This is a genomic window from Lacrimispora amygdalina, assembly GCF_900205965.1.
Lineage (GTDB): Bacteria > Bacillota > Clostridia > Lachnospirales > Lachnospiraceae > Lacrimispora > Lacrimispora amygdalina_A.
In genome coordinates, this window is sequence record NZ_OAOF01000007.1 from 39,098 (window position 1) to 60,589 (window position 21,492).

Annotated in this window: 16 protein-coding genes; all 16 read left to right on the forward strand. The window is 34.8% G+C overall.

Annotated elements, in window-relative coordinates:
• Positions 1-14: 14 nt before the first annotated feature.
• The 16 genes from CRO04_RS11275 (at position 15) to CRO04_RS11340 (ending at position 21,403) form a co-directional block, all read left to right on the forward strand.
• A complete protein-coding gene (locus CRO04_RS11275; protein ID WP_097004345.1) occupies positions 15-1,430 on the forward strand; it encodes a radical SAM/SPASM domain-containing protein in 1,416 nt (471 codons plus the stop codon).
• Between the two features lie 41 nt (positions 1,431-1,471).
• Positions 1,472-4,384, forward strand: a complete 2,913-nt coding sequence (locus CRO04_RS11280; protein ID WP_097004346.1) for an insulinase family protein — start codon at positions 1,472-1,474, stop codon at positions 4,382-4,384.
• Positions 4,385-4,424: 40 nt separating this feature from the next.
• Positions 4,425-6,989: a B12-binding domain-containing radical SAM protein gene (locus CRO04_RS11285; RefSeq protein ID WP_166432532.1), complete on the forward strand. Its 2,565-nt coding sequence runs from the start codon at positions 4,425-4,427 to the stop codon at positions 6,987-6,989.
• Positions 6,990-7,053: 64 nt separating this feature from the next.
• Positions 7,054-7,200 carry a ParLac system Cys-rich RiPP peptide gene (gene prlA / locus CRO04_RS26230; protein WP_166432533.1) on the forward strand — a complete coding sequence of 49 codons (147 nt, stop codon included), beginning with the start codon at positions 7,054-7,056 and terminating at the stop codon, positions 7,198-7,200.
• A gap of 121 nt (positions 7,201-7,321) precedes the next feature.
• Entirely contained in the window at positions 7,322-8,791 is a 1,470-nt protein-coding gene (gene prlB, locus CRO04_RS11290; RefSeq protein WP_097004348.1) for a ParLac system radical SAM/SPASM peptide maturase, read from the forward strand.
• 18 nt (positions 8,792-8,809) lie between these two features.
• Positions 8,810-9,736, forward strand: a complete 927-nt coding sequence (locus tag CRO04_RS11295) for an ABC transporter ATP-binding protein (protein ID WP_097004349.1) — start codon at positions 8,810-8,812, stop codon at positions 9,734-9,736.
• A complete protein-coding gene (locus CRO04_RS11300) occupies positions 9,736-10,497 on the forward strand; it encodes an ABC transporter permease (protein ID WP_097004350.1) in 762 nt (253 codons plus the stop codon). Before CRO04_RS11295 ends, CRO04_RS11300 begins: the two co-directional genes overlap by 1 nt.
• Position 10,498: 1 nt before the next feature.
• Complete coding sequence (locus CRO04_RS11305) at positions 10,499-11,263, forward strand: ABC transporter permease (protein WP_097004351.1); 765 nt, start codon at positions 10,499-10,501, stop codon at positions 11,261-11,263.
• Positions 11,264-11,267: 4 nt separating this feature from the next.
• The gene (locus CRO04_RS11310) at positions 11,268-12,989 is read left to right on the forward strand and encodes an ABC transporter ATP-binding protein (RefSeq protein ID WP_097004352.1); all 1,722 of its coding nucleotides are present in this window, start codon (positions 11,268-11,270) and stop codon (positions 12,987-12,989) included.
• 40 nt (positions 12,990-13,029) lie between these two features.
• On the forward strand, positions 13,030-14,802 hold the full coding sequence (locus CRO04_RS11315; protein WP_242974454.1) for an ABC transporter ATP-binding protein: 1,773 nt from the start codon (positions 13,030-13,032) through the stop codon (positions 14,800-14,802).
• On the forward strand, positions 14,799-16,583 hold the full coding sequence (locus tag CRO04_RS11320) for a YcaO-like family protein (protein ID WP_166432534.1): 1,785 nt from the start codon (positions 14,799-14,801) through the stop codon (positions 16,581-16,583). The genes CRO04_RS11315 and CRO04_RS11320 overlap by 4 nt, the downstream gene beginning before the upstream one ends.
• Before the next feature lie 163 nt (positions 16,584-16,746).
• Positions 16,747-17,223, forward strand: a complete 477-nt coding sequence (locus tag CRO04_RS11325; protein ID WP_097004355.1) for a MarR family transcriptional regulator — start codon at positions 16,747-16,749, stop codon at positions 17,221-17,223.
• Positions 17,224-17,357: 134 nt separating this feature from the next.
• On the forward strand, positions 17,358-17,963 hold the full coding sequence (locus CRO04_RS26815) for an MFS transporter (RefSeq protein ID WP_242974436.1): 606 nt from the start codon (positions 17,358-17,360) through the stop codon (positions 17,961-17,963).
• Complete coding sequence (locus CRO04_RS26820; RefSeq protein WP_330400842.1) at positions 17,915-18,400, forward strand: MFS transporter; 486 nt, start codon at positions 17,915-17,917, stop codon at positions 18,398-18,400. Before CRO04_RS26815 ends, CRO04_RS26820 begins: the two co-directional genes overlap by 49 nt.
• 129 nt (positions 18,401-18,529) lie before the next feature.
• On the forward strand, positions 18,530-19,408 hold the full coding sequence (locus CRO04_RS11335) for a LysR family transcriptional regulator (RefSeq protein ID WP_097004356.1): 879 nt from the start codon (positions 18,530-18,532) through the stop codon (positions 19,406-19,408).
• 99 nt (positions 19,409-19,507) lie between these two features.
• On the forward strand, positions 19,508-21,403 hold the full coding sequence (locus CRO04_RS11340; protein WP_242974438.1) for an FAD-dependent oxidoreductase: 1,896 nt from the start codon (positions 19,508-19,510) through the stop codon (positions 21,401-21,403).
• The last annotated feature ends 89 nt before the right edge of the window (positions 21,404-21,492 follow it).

Sequence of the window (21,492 nt, forward strand, 5' to 3'; positions counted from 1 at the left end):
TAAGGGGGGGAGTTATGCTTCAATTTCCAATGAAAGTAAATGTTTTAAGATTTAATGAGAATGGAAGCTACTTCTTTTTTGATGTTGATTCGGGCATACTTGGAAAATCTTCACCGATGCTTGATAAGATAATAGAGCAATTGCCTTACTTTAACATTAAAAAGATAATTGAGAATCTCAGCGATAAATATTCTGCAGAAGATATTGAATCCGGGATTGCTGTACTTAATTCATTACATGAAAAGCAAGGAATGTTTATTAGCCGTAAGTCTCTTTTTACCCAGGGTAAAGGGCTGTCTAAACGTGTTTCTCATTTATGGCTGAATGTTGCCCACGATTGTAACATGAGATGTATATACTGCTATGCTCATGGTGGAAATTATGGTGGAGAGAAATTAGAAATGAATATTACTACAGCTAAAAAATGTATAGACTACTGGAAAGAGAATCTATCAGATGGTCCAGTATCTTATGTTTCGTTTTTTGGCGGTGAGCCATTTATGAACCGTGAAGTAATAAAGTTTTCTATTGAATATATTAAAGAGATTTTAGCTGATGCCAATAGGAAACTCGTTTTCAATATGACAACTAACGGTACAATATATGATGAAGCATTTGTTGAGTTTTTAGCAGATAACAATGTTGAACTTCTTTTTAGTATTGATGGTAATGACCAGATTCAAAATCATAACAGACCTTTAGCTTCTGGAATTGGCAGTTATAAAATAATAGAAAATAATATACCAAAATTTAAAAATAAATTTAAAAAACTTAGGGCAACCATAGTTTTAACAAAAGAGAATGCCAGCCGATTAAAGGAATCTGTAATGCATCTGTGGAATTTGGGATTCAATGATGTAGCCTGCTCACTGGCAATTACATCTGATGAGAATTTATACGTATCAGGTGCAGATCTTCCAGGCATTCATGAACAGATTTCAGAAATAAATCAAATGATGTACGAGAATATACGAAATCGTAAGCATTGCTTCTTTTCAAATACATATAAATACTGTGTCAGCATGCATAACAAGCTAATAGGAGCTGAATGCTCCTTTCAGACTGATAATGCGTTAATGTTTACACCAAGTGGAGATATACATAAATGTCATCGTCTGATAGACTGTAACGAGTTCTCTTTGGGGAATATTTCAAATGCAGAAAAATGGGAAGATATAAACAAACAATTTGTGAATCCCGTAGAAGAACGCCCTTGTAATGATTGCTGGGCACTTCAGCTGTGCGGAGGTGGCTGCGCTCATGAAGGTTATGTGTATCATAACGATTTGAATACCCCTTATGATGTTACATGCAATCACACCAAATTCATGATAGAAGATGCATTTAAATTATATGCAAGGGTGTATAGTCATTCACCTTCTCTTGTGGATGAGGTATTTTCAAATAACAAGTATTATAAACGGCTGTGATGTCTTGGATAATTAAAAATAGTTAAGGAGTCTATGCCATTATGATAAGCACCGGTTTATACGAAGGTCAGCAATTATATGGATTTACTGTTATAAAGAAGGTACCACTCTATGAAATTGATGCAGTTTCTATCCAGCTAATGCATAATGCAACAGGAATGGAAGTATGGCATATTCATTGTGATGATAAGGAAAATCTTTTCGCATATATAGTAAAGACGTTGCCTGAGGATGACCGGGGACTGTCACATATATTAGAACACTGTATTTTAAGAGGATCAAGAAGATTTAATGAGAGTAATGTTTTCTCACATTTGCTGAAATCCAGTATGAGTACGTACCTTAATGCCTGGACGATGCATGATAAGACTTTATTTATAGGCAGCAGTCTGAATGAAAAGGATTTTTATAATCTTATGCTGGCAATGGGCGATTCAGTATTTTTCCCGCTCCTTAGAGAAGAAACGTTTTACGAAGAGGCCTATAGCATAGATCATAGAGACAATAAAATAAATGGTGTGGTTTTTAATGAGGTGTTAAACAACTGCGTATCACCAATACCTGTAATACGTAAGCTTTCAATTCGGTCGGTTTTCCCGGATACCATTTATAAGTATAGTCCAGGCGGTGAACCATTGCATATCCTGGATACTTCATATCAGGATGTTTTAGATTTTCATCAGAAATGGTATCATCCATCAAACACTAAGGTGTTTTTAGCTGGTGACATTCCAACTGAAAAACATTTGAAATTTTTATCGGAACAGCTGCTGGCAGGTTTTACAGCAAAAGATGTTAATGGCATTATACCAGTGCAATCATGCTGGAAAAAACCTAAATACATAGAAGGTATATATCCCGGAAAAATTTTTGCTGAGAATGAAGATGGACAAGTGCTTTCAATGAATTGGCTGTTGGGATCTATTACAAATCCTAATCATATTTTGTCAATGGAACTTGTTTCTGAGCTGTTAACCGGGCATGAAGGTGCAATACTAAATAATTCACTTAAGAAAACTGGTTTAGTGGGTGAAGTTATGCAATTAACTGGTATGGATACAGACTATAACAGTGTAGTTTATAATTTATCACTAAAAGGAATTAAGGAAGTTAATGTAAAGAAGGTTGAAGAAATTATTTTTGAGTGTTTTGGGAGAATTGCTGATAAGGGAATTCCTGCTGAGCATATGAAAACAGCACTTCAAAAAATACGTTTTAAGAATAAGGAAATCAAAAGGTATGGAGGTCCGTATACACTCTTCTTATTGAGAAAAGCGCTGCGGGGGTGGTTTCATGGTGTTCCTCCTCATGAGTCCTTAATTTTTGATCAGCAAATCAACACAATAGAGAGAAATATAGAACAAAGAGAATCCTTCATTGCAGATTTGATTCGTGATAACTTATTACTCAATCCCAGCAGAACCTTACTTAGCCTTAAATCAGATAAAGACTATATGCAGAAAGAACTGAATAAGATTTATGAGAAGGCAAAGCTTAAAAATACTGATTATCCTGTAATAAGAAGTGAAAAGATAAATGATAATAATAAGGTATTTAACAAATTATCACAGGAGGATATACCAAGAGAGATTGACACATTTCCTATTATAGAGGAAAGACTGCTTGATGCTGTACCTCTATTTTGGAACGACGTCAGGACAAATGGGATTGTGTATGTTGAATTACTTTTTGACTTGAAAGGTATTGAAGAGGATTATTTACGGCTACTTTCCTTTTGGGGAAATGCTTTGGCATCTGGAAGTGTACTTAACACTAATCAGAAACAGAAATTTTGTGTAGCAGTCGGTGTGACAGGCGGAGTCAATTTTTCCATGAATGCTGTTAGAAAAATTAATGATACTGGAGAAATAAATAGCTTTTGCCAGTTTTCAACCAAACTATTTGTTGAAAATTTCAGTGAAATTTTAGACTTGATTGAGAATAATTTCAATCAAAGTACATTTGATAATTTAAAAAATAATGGAACTGAATTTGTAGAATATAGGAATAAATGTTTTCGGAGATTAATACCAGATGCTGCCAGTCTGGTCTCCGATCGTTTGAAAACCTCTTTGTCGGAAGTATACTATTTGCGGGATATCTGGAACGGCGTAGGACAAATAATGTATTTGAAAGATATTAATTGGGGTATGCAGGAAATTCAAAATAGCCTTATTGATAAATTAAACCAATTGACCAAATTAATAATTTCACAAGATCGGTTGATGATAAATATTACAACTGAGAGAAAATATTTTCCACAATTGGAACGAAAATTAGAAGAATTCGTTCATAAATTGCCTGTAGAAAGATCTTTGAAAATAAAAGAAAACAATTATTTCTTTTCAAAGAAGTGTATGAATGGGAAAGAAATTCTTATAACTGAAACTGCTACTAATTTTGTTGGTAAAGTGATACCTTGTTCAAAATTTGCTACAATTGATGAGGTGGCTGAAAAGGTGTTGGCTCATATCTTAAAGACCGGATTTTTGTGGGAGCGTATACGCAATCAGAGTGGGGCTTATGGTGTAGACTTAAATGTTGATGGTTTTGAATGTTTGTTGACTTTTCTGTCTATGCGTGATCCAAATATCAATTCAACACTGAAGGTATTTAAAGAAACTCTATTCTTTGCACAAAGTGGAGGAATTAATGAATCTGATTTAAAGCAAGCCATTCATGGAGTAGCAGCACAGGAAGCAATACCTGTAAGTCCCGGCGCGAGGGGAAACATAGCTTTAAGACGTCATATGGCTGGACTGGAAAGCAGCTTATTACAAAAAAGGCAGGAATATTTTTTATCTTTAGACATGGCAAAAATGAAAGAGCGTGCGGAAGAACTTGCAGTTAATCTGGAAAATGGTTGGGAAGTAATACTTACGAATGAAGTGACCGCTAAGAATATTTTGAAAGAATATGGATGGAAAGATTGTATTGTAACATCATTCAGATAAAGTCCTGAGTTTTAGTATATGACGGTAAGGGGGGATGGGAATGTTGGATTTAAAAGAAAACCTTGAGACAACACTGACCGAAATGAAAGGAGCAGCCGACGAGTACAGTGTCTTGATAAATTCCATACTGGATTGGTCGGGAACACAGTTATTGAATAAACTATTCTTATTCCATATTCTTAAGTGTTTGGAAATTGAAAAACTTATAATACTGGATGAATTTCTAAAAAAATTCAGAAAGAATGGTTCCTCCTATTATATATTGTGGATGCTTGATAAACTAGGATTATTCAATATGGCAGAAATACGATATCTTTATTCAAAAGATGATTTTGGAAAGCAATTAGAAGATATTATATTTGATGATGACTATAAGGTATTTACACCGAAAGAAGCTATTTGTTTTATGAAAGGTATCTCTGACTATTTGGCTGGGAAAGCATTATTTAGGGGAGGGGTTCGGTCAATAGAACAGATAGCAGAGCAAATTAGTGCATTAGATGGTTTTGAAGGTATTTATGTCTCAGTTAAGCAGAAATACATACCAGAGTATGATACAAAAATTATTAAAAGTGTGAATATAGAGGTACATAATTGGGATGAGATGATAATTTCTGATGTAAACAATGCGCTCAAAAGCAGTAAAAAGCGTGATAAGGTAATACTCCTAATAAATCCTCCTGATAATAGCGTAAAATATAATTGCAGTCGTGGACCGCGTAAACACATGGGGATTATGAGTATATGTTCAAGTCTGAGAGATGAAAAACTGGTCAGGAAGATTGCAGAAGAAAATTACCCAACTTATTTTAATGAGGAAGTACCAGAATTTCATATTCAGATTATTGACTTTAATATGGTCCAGGAAAATTTTTCTTTTGAGGATTTTTTACGTAGACTTAAACCAGATATGGTTTGTTTAACTTGTACAAGCATTCATATAAAAGCAGTCAAATCACTTTCTAAAACAGTCAGAGATATATGCGGTAACATTTTGATTGGTGTTGGCGGTATTCATCCTACAGTTGAACCATTAGGAACATTAAAGGATAGTGATATTGATTATGCAATCATAGGACCTGGGGAAGAAATAATTATTCGGATTGCCCTTGAGCTGGCTGCAAAAGAGGAGAAAAAACTAATAGATTTTTCAAAAATACCCAATTGTGCTTTCATGAGCTCAGATAATGAACTGAATTTATCTTTTCCTCAAGAACCAAGATATACTATGGATGATTATCCTTTCATTGCATATACAGACCAACTTTTAAGAAAAGGATACTGGAGTGATTTAATAGTACCTTTTAAATCACTTGCCATGCTGTATTCATCCCAGGGGTGTATGCACAAATGTATTTATTGTGCGGCAAGGCCTATTCATGGAAGCAAAGTTAGATTCAAAAGTCCTGAATATGTGGTAAGGGAAATAACCAGTCTTATGGATGATGGTGTAAGGGTATTCATGATGTATGATGACTATTTCATTGCTTCCAAAAGGAGGGTTGAAAAGATTGCGGATCTCCTGATTAAAGAAATGGAAATAAGAGGTCTTAGTGAAGCGGATATAAGTCTTATGATTATGACTCGTCCTGAGACCATTGACAGGGATGTACTTATGAAATTGGTTCGCATTGGTTTAAAGAGCATTTCTATAGGAGTGGAAACAGGGGATCAGGTGCTTTCGGATTTTCTTGGAAGGCAGTTGCAGCTCGAAAAGATTAAGGAGATAACTAGAAAGGTTAAGGAAACTGGTGTATGGATTACCTATTTCATGATGGTCGGACTACCGAAACAGGACTGGCAGAGTATCTTCAAATCTGTTCAATTTATAAATGAAAATTGTCCATCTGAAAGTAATTGGGCGATAGCAACTCCATATCCAGGAACCGATATTAAGAACAAAAATCTTATTAGAATTATAAATAGTGATGACTCGTATCCTTATTTAGACATGACGATTCCACATAACAGGGAATTGGATGAACTGGATAACTTATCTTATACAGAAACTGATTATATGACACGACGTGAGATTTTTGAGGCATATTATCTTTGTTTAAAACTATGTGAGCAAAAGTTAAAGCCTGATGAGTATGAGCACTATCTGGATGAATTGAGATGCAGAGTCATTGGTGACTTAATTATAAAAAGCAGTATTGATAAAGAAAATGAAAAGATACTGCTTAGTATTAAAAAAACAGATGATTTCCTGACTTGTTTTAGTAAGACTCAACAGCTAATAAAAACATTAGGCAATTCAATACAGGATGTGTATCCAAATTTTAAAACTAAGTATTTGGATACATTTATAGAGAAGATTCAAATACAAAATGGTTATGAATTCTTAAAAACGATGGAGTATGAAAATTTGATTAAGCTTTTCTTTGAATTAAGCTTTATTCATAAAGAATATTTTTCAAAAACATCTACGATCAGGTTTGACTTAAAACATAATGCAAATGACTTTGTACATACCCTGACAGAAATAACAAATAAAGATGTTGCATCAACTCTGGAAATAATCTTTTCTGATGGGCAAAGCATTCAAATGGCTGATGTCAGATTAACACAGGAAGGTGATTTGTTGGTTATAAGATTGGCATAAGGTAATATAAATTTGATATTTTCCGCACTTTGCTGAAGGAAATACATATAAGGAGGATTATAACATGGAAAAATTAATATTAAATGATGAAGAAATGGTTACAATCATTAATAACAAACCAGAAGAAATGCCAGAAGATATGGCTGTTTGCTTTATTGGATGTAGAAGCGATTCATGTGCAAGTTGTGATGGTGTTTGCACTTGGGGTTGATTTTAGAAATAAATATTTTATAGCTATTATGTAATATGTAATATTGTTTTACATCCTTCAGCAGAGGTCGGAAGATATCAAATATATACCAATGAATATATAAATAATAAGGAATGATAATATGAAAAATGCAGAGTATTACATAAATAAAAATAATAAAACAGTGTTCTTTAATTTAAATTCCCATTATTTTTTATATAACCTTAAAATGGGTGTTTTTGCCAAGGTGGAAGAACCGATATACTTTTTGTTAAAGGAATGGGATGGTAAATCTAAGGCTGTGATCTCTAAAGCGATGCATGATGGGAACATAATGATTGACGTTGAAAAATTGCTGAATCAGTTAAACTTCCTATATGCATCTGAAGAAGAGAAAAAAAGTGATTTTAATTTAAAAGAAAATAAACCAGGAAATTTTTGGCTGCTCGTAACAGATGCCTGTAATTTGAGATGTTCCTATTGCTACCATAATGAAGATAGTAAGAAAATGTTTAATTCTAATATGAGTTATGAAACTGCAAAAAAGGCTGTGGATGTTTTTTTCCCAAAATACGCAGACAAAACAACCATTGTAAATTTTTTTGGAGGAGAACCATTATTAAATTTTCCTCTCATTAAGCAAATTGTTCCATACATTTTAGAAAAGTCGAATCAATATGATATAAAAACAAGCTTTAGCATTTCAACAAATGCAGTTTGTATAACATCTGAAATTGCAGAATTCCTCAAACAGTATGATTTTTTTGTTACAGTTAGTATAGACGGTGGTGAGGAGCAGCATAACAAAACAAGATTCTTTTCTAATGGTGAAGGCAGCTTTGAAATGGTTAGAAATGGTGTTCAATTGTTGAAAGAGCAATTTGACTATTTAGGCGCAAGGGTAACTGTGACAAAGGAGAATTACTCAAGTCTTTCCGATTCTTTTGATCAACTTTTTGCTATGGGTTTTGACGCTATCGCATATAAATTAGTTGGTGCCTGTCCTGAAAAACTAATTGTAGCCAGTGATGATCTACCAATATTTGAAAGCGAAATAGAGAAAATAGCTGATAATTTTAGAAACAGACTTTTGGACGGTGATTTAAAGGTATCTGACCGACATTTACAGTGGTTAAAAAAGATATATAAAAAACCTAAAAGAAGTGAATGCTCATTCGCTATGAATGGGAAACTGGTTGTTGATCCAATGGGTAATTTTTTTAGCTGTCAGGAAACTGTTGGCAATTCAAAGTTCAAGATTGGTGATGTTAATTCTGGAATAGATTTGAACAAACTGGTTAATTGTTCACCTCCACCTTTAAAGAATAGAGGAATATGTAAAGATTGCTGGATTAATGACATTTGTGATGGTATGTGCTATTATTCAGCATATGTAAAGTATGGGAGTTTTGACAAGCCAATTGAAGAAAGCTGTGCTGAAATTAAAGACAGTTTTTTAGACAGTCTGTTTCTTTATGGCGAACTCTATATGAATAACCCGGAATATTTAAATAAAATTCTGAAATCCAGTTTCAGAGATGTTCGGGAGGTAGAAAAGTGCTATAATAAGATAAAAAATATAAGGAAAGCAGAGACACAGAGTCTTTCGTAGATGAAAGGGAAATAAAAAATGACAAAAACTATTTTAGAAACTAAAAATTTGACTAAGATTTTTGGTAACAAGTTTGTAGCTGTTCAAAACTTAAATCTAAAAATAGAAGCTGGAACGATTTTTGGATTTTTAGGACCTAATGGTGCTGGAAAAACAACAAGTATTCGTATGATTCTTGGTTTAATCAAACCGAATGAAGGCGAGGTTTATATTGATGGCACTAGTATAAAAGAAAACAGGAATAAAGTCTTACAAAAGGTAGGAGCCTTAGTTGAAGGACCAGCTTTCTATGATTATCTTTCAGCTAGAGACAATATGAAGGTATTTGGAGCTTACTCTGGCAATATAACCGAGAAGCGCATTGACGAGGTATTGGAAATAGTTGGATTATACAATAGGAGAAATGACAAAGCAAAGAACTATTCTTATGGTATGAAGCAGAGATTAGGTATCGCGCAGGCTTTACTAAATAAACCAGAGCTGATTATTTTAGATGAACCTACAAATGGTCTTGATCCATACGGGATTCAGGAAATCCGTGTACTTATCAAACAACTCAGCAGAGATTTAGGTGTTACGGTATTATTATCCAGTCATATACTTTCAGAGGTAGAAATGATTTGTGACAAAGTAGCAATAATTAATCGAGGACAGCTGGTTGTGACAGGTGATACAAAAACTCTTCTGAACTCTGAAAAGAAGATTTATGAAGTGGCTGGTTCAGATAAAACAGGACTGAATGATATTTTGAAGAGCGAAAAAAACATTACTTTGATAGATTCGAAAGAAAATGAATCAGATAGTATTTGTTTCTATATAAATGACGGAACTCCGGAGGATATACTGGTTTCTATTGTTAATAAAGGGGCAAGACTGAAATCTTATTCACCTAAGAAGATCACCCTTGAAGATTTTTTCTTTCAGGTTACAAGGGAGGACGAATAATGAAATATTTGTCAGTAGAACTTCTGAAGATAAGCAAATCCATAGAATCAAAGATTAGTTATTTGTTTACTATAGTAATGGTTTTTATCATAATTATAAGCTTCAAAATGGGAGATACTTCAGGAGTAAGCAATATTGATTCAGTTTTTCTTACTCTTGGTAATTTCAACCGTTATATAATGATATATTTTGTTATGATACTAATGACAAGTCTGGTTGTTGCCAATGAATTTAATTATGGAACTTATCGTTATTTAATGATGAGACCAGTATCTTTGAAACAACTTTTAATAAATAAATATATTGCTTTATGGATTTTTGCAGGAATTATACTTTTACTTACTTCTATAGTCAGCTTTTTGGTTGGAACAACTCTTTTTGGAACAGGCGTCCTGCATGGGGAAAACCAGATAGAATTAAGCCAGCCTTTATTGCGTTTTATAATCTTTTACATTGGAACTTGGATTAATACATTTTTTATAATTCAGTTGACAACCTATATATCAATTTTGCTCAAGAACAATATTAATACAATAGTTGTTACTTTCAGTGCGATATTTGTAGTTTTGTTCCTGACGAGATTCGTTAGTGATTCAATCTTAGATTTTACGCCTATTAATTATATCACACTGAAGCCTTACATCTTCAATGCTTCTATAGATTGGAGCCATATTATTTTTGGCATTTTAATAACCCAGATATATGGAGCTTTTTTTAGTTTTTTAAGTTTGGCTAAGCTAAAGAGGGAGGATGTAGGATAATATGAAAATAAGTATGGTACATTTAATTAGAACAGAGCTTCATAAGACGTTGAAGATGCAGATTGTACGCATTATATTTGTATTTTCGTTGGCATTCAGCCTATTGAGTTTTTTGGGGGATGCAAGGACTTCGGCATTTTCTATTCCGCTGAGTAGTATTTCAAATCTGACCCAGACATTAATTATTGTTGCATTTATAAGCTTTACGGCTTACATATATGGAGTCGAATTACAGGCGAATACGTTAAAGATTATACGCTCTAAGGATATATCATGTTGGAAAGTGATTGGAGCGAAATATTTAACTGCGTTTATTGTTGTACTCATATTTATTATGTCTATTTGGTTAATAGATATTATTTTAGCAGTTACTGTGTTCCCTATGGCTGATTTTACAGTAAAATATGATAGTAATATTATTTTGGCCAGAGATGGAATGTTATTTGTACTTTTAGCATTTTTATTTGAAGCCATGCCCCTCTTCTTAGTCTCATGTATCAGCCTGACTATTACCATATTCTCAAATTCAACAGTATTGGGCGTAATCTCTACTATTTTTATTTTTTTAATGAGCAAAATTCTTGAAAGCGTACATGCTTTAAAATTCCTTTTACCATCATATCATTTACTTATATGGAAGGATATTATAAGGGCACAGCCAGATTGGTACCAGGTAGCTGCAAAGCTTGTTGTAATATTGATATATTGTGTGATTCTTTATTTACTTTCACTGCATCGATACAACACCATGGAGGTGAAGCACTGACAAAATGGATTCAGTAAATGATACTAAGGTAATTAGTTCTTTAAAACCATTGCAAGTGCTTAAACGTATATTGGCGCTGAATTGGGAATACATTTTACCACAGGCTGGTATTGTATTATTGATTGTAATATCCTCATTTTTAGAATTATTTGAAACAGATGCCCTAAAGCATATGATCGATGCAGTATCAGCTGCAAATTTAGAAGTGCTGAAAAATTATTTTTTTATCACACTTGGTATTGTTGTAAGTAATGGTATCCTGTATTTTTTGGCAAGCTATTTAGGAACTAATATTGATATTTTATCCATATTAAATATTCAAACATTGTTGGTTAAAAAGCTTTTCAGGGTTAAGATGCTGGTTCTAAAAGAGTATCATTCGGGAGACATTTTGTCGCGGGTTCAGGATTCGGTATCACAAGCGCAGACGGGAATAGTGAATCAGACGAGGCAAACTTCGAAAGACGTATTTATGCTTTTTTTAAGTTTGTCTTATTTAGTAATAATAAATTGGAAACTCATGTTTTCTTCGGTTTTGTTTATATCTGTGATTCCATTTATTATGAATTTTCTCTCCGCCAAATTAAGAAAGATTTATTATAATGAACAATCTCAAACTGCTGCAAAGAATATTTTTATAAATGATGCTGTTCAGAATTTAGAGGTCATTAAAGCTTATTCGCTGGAGGATAAATTTAAAGGTATATTTAGGGGAAAATATTCTGAAATTCAAAGATGGAGGAGAAAAGCTTATCTTTGGGAAGGTATTATGGAGAATTTGCAGAATTGCCTGTTGGTGATTGGCGATTTCTTTATTATAGGCTATGGGGCTTTTCTAGTTTCTAAAAATGAGTTGAGTATCGGGGGGATTTTCAGCTTTCTCATACTCTTTGAAAGAATAGTGGACCCGATTTCATCAATTATACAGATTTGGAGTCGATTACAAAAATCCATCGCCAACGCATTGCGCTTTTTGGAACTATTAGATTTACCAGAGGAAAGTTCGTTGGAAAAAAGTATGTCAGCAGGCTGCACTTTGGAAACTAGAAAAACAGATTGTACAATGGGTTTATTTTTAAAAGATATTTCTTATTGTTATCCTCAAGGAAAAAATATTCTGGAAGATGTATCACTACATATACTTCCAGGTGAAAAAACTCTTATTTATGGTAAGAGTGGTGATGGAAAAAGTACATTAATTAATTTGATTTTAAGATTCTATGAACCTGAAAATGGAGATATTTTTTGGAATGGTTCATCTATTTATACCACTAAATTACAAGAGTGGAGAAATAAAATAGCTTATGTTTCACAGGATTCTATTCTGTTTACAGGTTCGATACTTGAAAATATCCGATATGGAAATCTAGATTCATCAGATGATAACATTTATAATATATCAAGGCGTTTGGGTATTCATGATTTTATTATAAAAAAAGAACAGGGATACATTACACAATTAGGTCTGGGTGGTGCACAGCTTTCGGGTGGGGAATTACAGCGGCTGACTATTGCACGAGCTTTATTGCGTGTATCGGATATTTTTATATTGGATGAGCCTTCTTCTCATTTGGATGTTGAAAATGAAAAATTGTTTTTTGATTTTTTGGATGATTTATTAGAAAACAAGGTAGTTATTATTATTAGTCATAAACAAGCACATTTTAATAAAGTCAATAAAGTGTTTTGTCTATGTAATGGAAAACTTATGGAGCAAAAAATCTGATTTTTTAGTAAGATGTTAAGGAGGTGAACTTTTCTTGCGTGTGATAGAGCATAAGTTCATGAAGAAATCAAAACATAAGGAGATTAACATTTTATATAGGATTTTTGTAAGCTGTAAGGAATTTTCATGGCTTTTTTTATTTAGCACAGTATTGATACTTGCAGATATTATTTTTTTGATTGGATCTGTTGTATTTTTTGGTAAAATAACCGATTACATAGAGGCAGGAGAAATGGAAGTCGCTGTCAGTCATTTGAAAATAGGTGCACCAATAGCAATTATACTTATAATACTTGTGTGGTTTGGACAATATATGCGCAAAATTTTCAGGTCATTAGCTGTTGAAAAACTTACTACAGATGCTCTTGATAAGATATTACATGCGCCATTTAAGGTTATATCTGAATGCGAAATAGGAGATATCATATATCGATTGAATTTTGATTCCGAAAAGATTTCAGATGTATTGCTGGAAAATATTTTTTTAATCCTTCGTGATGCTCTTATCTGTATTACTGCATATATATATCTGTGCAGCATTAATCATGCAGCAGGATTCGTAATTTTAATTTTCTTATTAATAACTTTTATTTTCAGCCGTTTATTTGATTTCTCAATAAAGAAGATCTCCAAAAGTATTTCTGGGATTTATGGAATCGTAACTGGTATGGTAATTGACTATCTGAAGGGAATGTCGATTATTCGTGTTTATAATTTGCAAGAGGTTTTGATAGAAAAATATAATAAAGAATTAAATAAAGTAAAAGGGCTATTTATTAAACGATCACTAATCACCAGTATCGCAAGTCGCTTAGTACCGATACTCAATAAAGTCATTATCAGCACAGCTGTTTTATATGTAGGTATATTATCCATAAAAGGAGTGATTTCAATTGGATCGATTTTGTCATTTATATTTTTGATAAGTAAAGTCCAGACACCGCTGTTTAATATAAGCCGCTCATTGACTCAAATACAGCAGGGGATCGTATCGGCTGAGAGACTTTTATATATTTCAGAGTTTCCAACAGAATACATAAATAACAGTAAGGATAATTTATATCACGAAAGTGAAGATATAGCGGTAGAGTTGACTAATGTAGGATTTATGTACCAGAATTGCAATAAAGTACTGAATAATATAAATTTAAAAATTAAGAATGGTGAAAAGGTAGCAATTGTGGGCTTGAGCGGTTCCGGCAAATCTACACTGATAAAGCTTATCTCTGGCCTATTTCCGGCAGATGAGGGAAGCATTAAAATATTCGGGCGGGATTCTATTAAGGATATGGGACAAATCAGACTAATGATAGCATATGTGTCTCAATCATTGGGAGTGTTTTCAGCTTCGGTTAAGGATAATATATCTTGTGGGGCTTGTGGAAATGACAATCTTGAAGATGTAATAGAAGCGGCAAAAAAAGCTGGAGCCCATGAATTCATTCTTAGACTGGAAAAAGGTTATGATACTGAATTGACAGAGTCAGGAAGCAATCTTTCAGGCGGGCAAAAACAACGAATCACACTTGCCAGGGCATTTTTCAGAAAGGCACCAATAATAATTTTGGATGAACCAGAATCTTCGTTAGATAAAGAAAATATGCTGTCACTTTATAATACATTGTCAAAGATTCCTAAAAACCATACTTTAATTCTTATAAGCCACAATTTACAAATGCTTGATTGGTTAGACCGGATTGTTGTTATGGAGGAGGGCACTATTATTCAAGAAGGCAGACCAGGTCCAAATCTACTGTTACCTACGGATCTATATTTTAATAAATTCAAAAGAATAGAGGAGAAATGTGTATGAGATACCAAAGCAGGAAGGATTGTTTACCTGAACAAACAATACAAAAAATTAGAGAAATTTTATATTCGGCAGGTCTATTCCCATATGAAATGGATTGGACAATGCATGTTAAAAATTGTCATGCTCTTCGTTTAGGATTGGATGGATTTCCAGGAAAAGGCGTTAATGGTAAAGGGGTAACTAAGAGTTATGCTTTAGCAAGCGCATATGGTGAAATGATGGAAAGAATCCAGTGCGGTATGATGTTCAAGCGTCAATATGGATTAATGAGTGAAACATTTCTAAAATATCCTGGTGCTAAAGCCGTGGATGCAAACAAATTAATCTCAAATTATGGAGATATACTTTCCACAATGTTAAAAGTAAAGATATATGAATTGGAACATGTATTTAGCGGATTGGAATTGAGCTGCTTTCCATATTATCATGTCAACAGTGAATCGGTTGTATACTTACCGGAATCATTGATTAATATGACGATTGGCTCTAATGGTATGTGTGCTGGTAATAATGCAAGTGAAGCAATTGTGCAGGGATTGTCTGAGATAATGGAGCGCTATGTTTCTAAAAAGATGATAGATGACCATTATGAGTTCCCTGATATACCGGTCAAAGATATCGATAATAGTATATTGATTGAGATGATTAAAGATGTTGAAAATAAAGGTTATAAACTCATCATTAAAGATTTTACATTAGGCGGAAAATTCCCATGTCTGGGTGTAATACTTATGGATTGCAGAAATATGAAATATACAATTTCGTTAGGGGCTCATCCGGTCTTTGATATTGCTTTGCAGCGGTGTATAACAGAGGTGTTTCAGACAAGTAAAATCCAGCATAAGATGCTTTCTTTTCTCTCTCTTTTTGATAGCAGGAGTAAATTAAATGCAGATGAAAGTAAAGACAGTTTGGATATTAATCAATCAATCATTGGAGCATACGTGGGAAATCTTTCTATTTTTGAAACAAATTGTGAAAGTGACTTATACAAAAATGCCTTTCTTAAAAATCCAGAATCCAATGACATATCCTTAAAATTTATGTTAAATAGATTGAAAGAAATGGGCTTCGAGATATTCATAAGAGACGCGTCGTATCTTGGATTTCCTGCTTACCGCATCTATGTAAATGGAATGTCAGAGATGTACCAGCAATCATTAGAAGAACTGAAAGATGCGTTTCATAGTGAAAAATCATTAAAGAGATATATGTTGAGAATTAAACAATTAAGCAAAGAAGAACTAGGGGAATTAGCTGAAAGAATTGAGGATATGTCGGCAGATTCGGGTTTTTTAGCACAGGATTTATATAACGCTTGTCAAGTTATTTTTGAACAGGGGAGTGATTTTCAGTATTTGTTGAATGAGTTTGACTATTTTATGACCTTGCTTTATTGCAGCATTGGCAATTATACAAAGGCATATTTTCATTTGAAAAAATATATTGATATTAGAGGAGACAGGATTCAAAACATAACATATTTCACGTGTGTACTACATTATTTAAAATTGCATAACGAAGGTAAGCAGAAAAATTTAAATGAAATATTGATACCAATATATGGTCAAACAGCGAAAAAAGTAATAGAAGATATGTCAGAACCTGAAAAAATATTTGAAGTATATGATTTGCCAAATTGTGGTGATTGTTCTATTTGTAGCTATAATGGTAAATGTTCTTATTTAAGTTGGACTCAATATACTCAGAAAATGCAGGATAAAATTGATTCTTTTCCTTTTGGAGAGGAACGTTTGTCAGCTTTCTTACAAAAAATTTAAAAGGTAGATTAAGTGTTCCCTTCGAATCCGCTGCCGGAGTGGGAGAAGCCATAAACAAGGAACCATAAACCAGACACCTGGTATCACACTAAACTTGTAATTGTTGAATTAGAAACAAAAATGTGATATGCTATTCTTTATAGATATCCCAGGAGGCTTTATCATGAATAAAAGAGAACAGGTTCTGGTAAATTTTAGAGAATTAATTAATAAACTGGCTTGGTTTAATAAGCTCAAGATGGAAGAATGCTTAAAAGAGTATAAGTCTGTTGAGGTTCATTACATTGAATGTATTGGAAGCCATTCGGAATCCAATGTTACGAAGATTGCAGAAGTACTCTATATGACAAGAGGAGCCATTAGCAAAATGACAAAAAAGCTTGAGAATAAAGGACTTATTGAGAGTTATCAAAAACCGGATAATAAAAAAGAAATTTATTTTCGGCTTACAAAATCAGGTCAGGAAATATATGATATTCATGAAAAATTACACAAAGAATTTAATGATAGAGATAGTATTGTTTTTGAAGATATAACAGAAGAGCAGTTTGATAACATGCTTGCATTTTTAAAGAAGTACGATGAACATTTAGATTCTGAGATTAGTAAGATGAATAAAGATGACATGTTAACTAAATAAATAAGATTGAGATGCAGCCAATTTCTGAAAAGAATAAGCTGCATTTTTTGTTTTGAAATATTGTTGACAAGGAAACAATAAGGTGCTATATTTTATGTTGACAAGGAAACAATAATAACTTAAAGGAGAATGATATGTTTAAAATTAAATCAAATAAAGTCGAAAAGACAGAGCAGACCATCGATCCAAAAGCTTTACTATTTGGACTTATTTCAGTATTTATGGTTGGTTTAGGATTTACTATAGTAATTCCAGTTATCCCATATCTGGTACAACCTTATACAACTGTACAAAATCAAGCAGTTGTAGTTTCATTATTAACCTCGGTTTATGCATTCTGCGTGTTTATAGCAGCACCTGGACTTGGGGCGGTCAGTGATCGATATGGAAGGCGTCCGGTGCTGCTCATATCTTTATTGGGTTCCGTAATTGGTTATACGATTTTTGGAATTGGCGGTGCGATTTGGATATTATTTCTTGGCCGTGTAATAGAAGGATTGACGGGTGGAGATATTAGTACTATTTTTGCATATTTTGCCGATATTACACCAGAGAATCAAAGAACCAAAATATTTGGCTGGGTAAGTGCTGTGGTTGGAATAGGAACTGCTTTTGGACCAACGTTAGGAGGACAGGAAGGATACTGGCTGCAGCTTTTTTATTCTGGATACCCAATTGCGCTTTACAAGCAATTTTTTCTCAGTTTTCAATTGATACATTTATGTGGAAGCCTGCGTTAATTGGACTTATGTTTTCAATCATAGGAATACAGGATATAATTTCACAAAGCTTTATTATGCCAAAGTTATTACAAAAACTGAGAGATACAGATATAGCAACCATTGGAATGATTTCAGAAATTGCAGGTTACATTTTTATAGCTGCTTCTGCACTATTTGTATTCTATCCTTTATTGATTATTGGAATGTTTATCTTTGCTTTTGGAGATTCGATATTTGGACCCTCATTTAATGGTATGGTTTCTAAGGCAGTTTCTGCAAGTGAGCAAGGACGGATACAGGGAGGCAGTCAATCTATACAGGCATTAGCAAGAATAATCGGGCCTGTAATTGGCGGTCAGATTTATACATCGATCGGTCATGCTGCACCGGCAATTATGGGGATTATTCTGATCACACTTGCAATACCTGTTTTATATAAAGCAACACATGACTGACCGGAGGGCAGGAACAGAAGGTAAATGGGTAACCGGAAAATTGTCCACTTTTTTCTTGACAGGCTGTAAGTTATAATTAGAAAAGAATATTGAAATGAGTATACACAGTTGGACAGAGGAGAGCTAAGAATGAGTTTATACCGGTTGAAATATTTCGTAAGTGTGGCTAAGCTAAAAAGCTTTACGAAGGCAGCGAGGGAGTGCCATATAGCCCAGTCTGCAATTAGCCAGCAGATTAATTTGCTGGAAAGGGAGCTGGGGGTTGAACTGTTCTACCGGGATAGTCACAAGGTGGAGCTGACTGCTGCAGGGCAGGTATATTATGAAGATGCAAAGGCTATTATTGAGAGAAATGCTTTGTCCGTAGAAAAGATGAGGCGCATTGCAAGAGGAGAGAAGGGAACGCTTACCATTGGAATATGCGGATACGAAGAAGAGAGTATTTTTATAGACAGGATCAGGCGTTTTCATAAAGCAAAGCCAGACATCCAACTAAAGTTTTTGCCAGCAAACTATGAGGGCTATGAGAAAGGTCTTAATTCCTGCCGTTATGATTTGATATTTTCATGGCCTTATGATTTTGAAAATCATGCAGAAATCGGCTATAGGAAACTGATGGAATCAGAGACAGGGATTATCTTAAGCCGGGAACATTATCTCGCAGAGAGGAAAAACATAACCATTGAGGAATTGTCTATACAGACTCATATCCTCATATCGCCTCTTGAGAATACCAGACTCTACGATCATTATTTACATTTCTTCAGACAGGCGGACTATCCGGAACACATAATCCGGGTACAGAATGCTTCCGTATTACGGATGATGGTGGAAATGAATCAGGGAATATCCGTGGTTCCCAGACTGGGTCTCCAATTGAACCGGGAACTTGTTTTAAAGGAAACACCGGTACCGGATCATAAAATAGAAACGGGACTGATCTATTTAAAGGAGAACCAGAATCCATGCCTGAGAAATTTTCTTGATTATATTAACATAAGCAAATAGGATTGCAGTATCTGTTTTTCCGATCAGCCATAAGACGATTTTATGATATAGTAGATTTGTAGCAGGACTATTTCATAAAGACGGAGGCGTAAGAGGAGAATGATGGATTATCATAAAAAATTGTTTCAACCCATTCAGATCGGCAGGCATAAAGCGCAAAACAGAATTGAGATTGCACCAGCAGGAGCATTCTTAAACAATCCGGACGGATCAGGAAATGAAAAATTCAGAGCATATATGAAGGACATATCGCGTTCCGGTGCGGGAATAGTCACGGTAGGCGTATCCGATATTAATAAACAGCCTTTGGGAGGGAAAGTCCCCTGGCTGGCGAACCCAGGACTGATATCCGAATATGCAGAAATAACGGAAATCATTCATCTATACGGCTGCCTGGCCAGCATCGAACTAGTTCCCGTAAGACAGATGCTCAGCCCTGGATTTGCTGTAGCCACCCAATCGTCTAAGGAAGAGATCCGGGAGCTGATTGACGAATACGCAAAGGCAGCTGATTTTTGCTTAAAAGCAGGGTTTGATATGATCATGATTCATGGAGGACATGGAAATGTGCCTGGTATGTTTTTTTCGGAAAAGTACAACAAACGAAACGATGAATATGGCGGGTCTTTTGAAAACCGGTGCCGTTTTGGAGAAGAACTCCTGAATGCAGTACGCAGGGAAGTGGGAGACAAGCTTGCCATTGAATACCGTATCAGCGCGGAAGAACTGACGGCTGACGGCATGGGAATAGAAGAAACACTTAATTATGCAAAAAAAATCCAGGACAAAATTGATCTTCTTCATATTTCCAGAGGATTGTTGGAAGAAGATTCACTGCTTCCTTATATTTTTTCGCCTGTATACTTTCCCAGAGGCTTAAACCTGGAGGCTGCCAAAGTATTTAAAAAAGAACTTTCGATACCTGTAAGTGTAGTGGGAGGTTTCAATCTGGATCTGGCTGCTGAAGTCGTTGAACAGGGAGATGTGGATATGGTTGCCATGATGAGGAATATGCTTGCCGACCCTCTTAGCATTAGGAAGGCTAAGGCTGGAAATTCTGCAGATATCCGGCCCTGCGTTCGTTGCAACACTTGTATTAACCAAACTCATTCAAAAATGCTTGGAATCTGCTGTGCAGTGAATCCGGAAATAGGCAGGGAAACCTGGTATTCAGGGATACAATCCAAAACAGGCAAAAAAAAGGTGGTTATGGTGGGCGGAGGACCCGGGAATCTGGAAGCAGCGCGAACGGCGGCTGACCGCGGACATCAGGTAGTGATACTGGAAAAAGAGAAGGAATTAGGCGGAGCTTTGCGCATGGCAAGTGCAGCTGAATTTAAAGCCGATTTAAAAAAATATCTGGATTGGTCGGTTAATACGGTTATGAATCATAAGAATATCCGTGTCTGCCTGAATACCAATGCCACTGCAAACGTGATCCGTGGGGAAAATCCCGATGCAGTATTTCTTGGAATTGGTTCAAAACCGGTTATTCCGGCGTTTACAGCCGGTAAAAGCGGCAAGGTGGTATGGGTAGGAGATGTCGAGTTGAAAAAAGCTGAAACCGGCAGCGACGTGATTGTGGTGGGAGCTGGTTTTACCGGAATGGAAGCAGCCCTTGCTCTGGCCAGAGAGGGAAAGAAAGTAAGAATTATTGATATGATTCCGGAGAGCAGGATTGGCGCAGATGGCGTTCATATCAGCATTATCGGACTTAAAAAACTGCTTCTGAAAGCAGGCGTTACATTTATCTGTGAAGTAAAACTTGAAGATGTAACGGCGGAAGGGGCGATAATCAGCCGGAAAGACATAAGCCGGGAATTGCTTACTTGTGATACAGTAGTTCTTTCTCTGGGAGTTCACACGGATGAAAAGGAAGTGGAGGCTCTTTCCCATCTTGTGGAGGAAACCTATATTCTGGGAGACTGTTCTGTGAAGGGAGGGACCCTGTATAATGCCGTAAAAATGGGGCACGCCCTGGCTATGGACCTGTAAGTGAGATAGTACGCTTAATAAGGGCAAATTCGCTCTTGATTTTTTACAAGTATTATTGTAGAATGAAATACAAGTTAATAAACATAGGA

What these genes read in the sequence shown, in the direction of transcription:
- CRO04_RS11275 (WP_097004345.1), top strand. Translation starts at nt 15, where the DNA reads ATGCTTCAATTTCCAATGAAAGTAAATGTTTTAAGATTTAATGAGAAT.
- CRO04_RS11280 (WP_097004346.1), top strand. Translation starts at nt 1,472, where the DNA reads ATGATAAGCACCGGTTTATACGAAGGTCAGCAATTATATGGATTTACT.
- CRO04_RS11285 (WP_166432532.1), top strand. Translation starts at nt 4,425, where the DNA reads ATGTTGGATTTAAAAGAAAACCTTGAGACAACACTGACCGAAATGAAA.
- prlA (WP_166432533.1), top strand. Translation starts at nt 7,054, where the DNA reads ATGGAAAAATTAATATTAAATGATGAAGAAATGGTTACAATCATTAAT.
- prlB (WP_097004348.1), top strand. Translation starts at nt 7,322, where the DNA reads ATGAAAAATGCAGAGTATTACATAAATAAAAATAATAAAACAGTGTTC.
- CRO04_RS11295 (WP_097004349.1), top strand. Translation starts at nt 8,810, where the DNA reads ATGACAAAAACTATTTTAGAAACTAAAAATTTGACTAAGATTTTTGGT.
- CRO04_RS11300 (WP_097004350.1), top strand. Translation starts at nt 9,736, where the DNA reads ATGAAATATTTGTCAGTAGAACTTCTGAAGATAAGCAAATCCATAGAA.
- CRO04_RS11305 (WP_097004351.1), top strand. Translation starts at nt 10,499, where the DNA reads ATGAAAATAAGTATGGTACATTTAATTAGAACAGAGCTTCATAAGACG.
- CRO04_RS11310 (WP_097004352.1), top strand. Translation starts at nt 11,268, where the DNA reads ATGGATTCAGTAAATGATACTAAGGTAATTAGTTCTTTAAAACCATTG.
- CRO04_RS11320 (WP_166432534.1), top strand. Translation starts at nt 14,799, where the DNA reads ATGAGATACCAAAGCAGGAAGGATTGTTTACCTGAACAAACAATACAA.
- CRO04_RS11325 (WP_097004355.1), top strand. Translation starts at nt 16,747, where the DNA reads ATGAATAAAAGAGAACAGGTTCTGGTAAATTTTAGAGAATTAATTAAT.
- CRO04_RS26815 (WP_242974436.1), top strand. Translation starts at nt 17,358, where the DNA reads ATGTTTAAAATTAAATCAAATAAAGTCGAAAAGACAGAGCAGACCATC.
- CRO04_RS11335 (WP_097004356.1), top strand. Translation starts at nt 18,530, where the DNA reads ATGAGTTTATACCGGTTGAAATATTTCGTAAGTGTGGCTAAGCTAAAA.
- CRO04_RS11340 (WP_242974438.1), top strand. Translation starts at nt 19,508, where the DNA reads ATGATGGATTATCATAAAAAATTGTTTCAACCCATTCAGATCGGCAGG.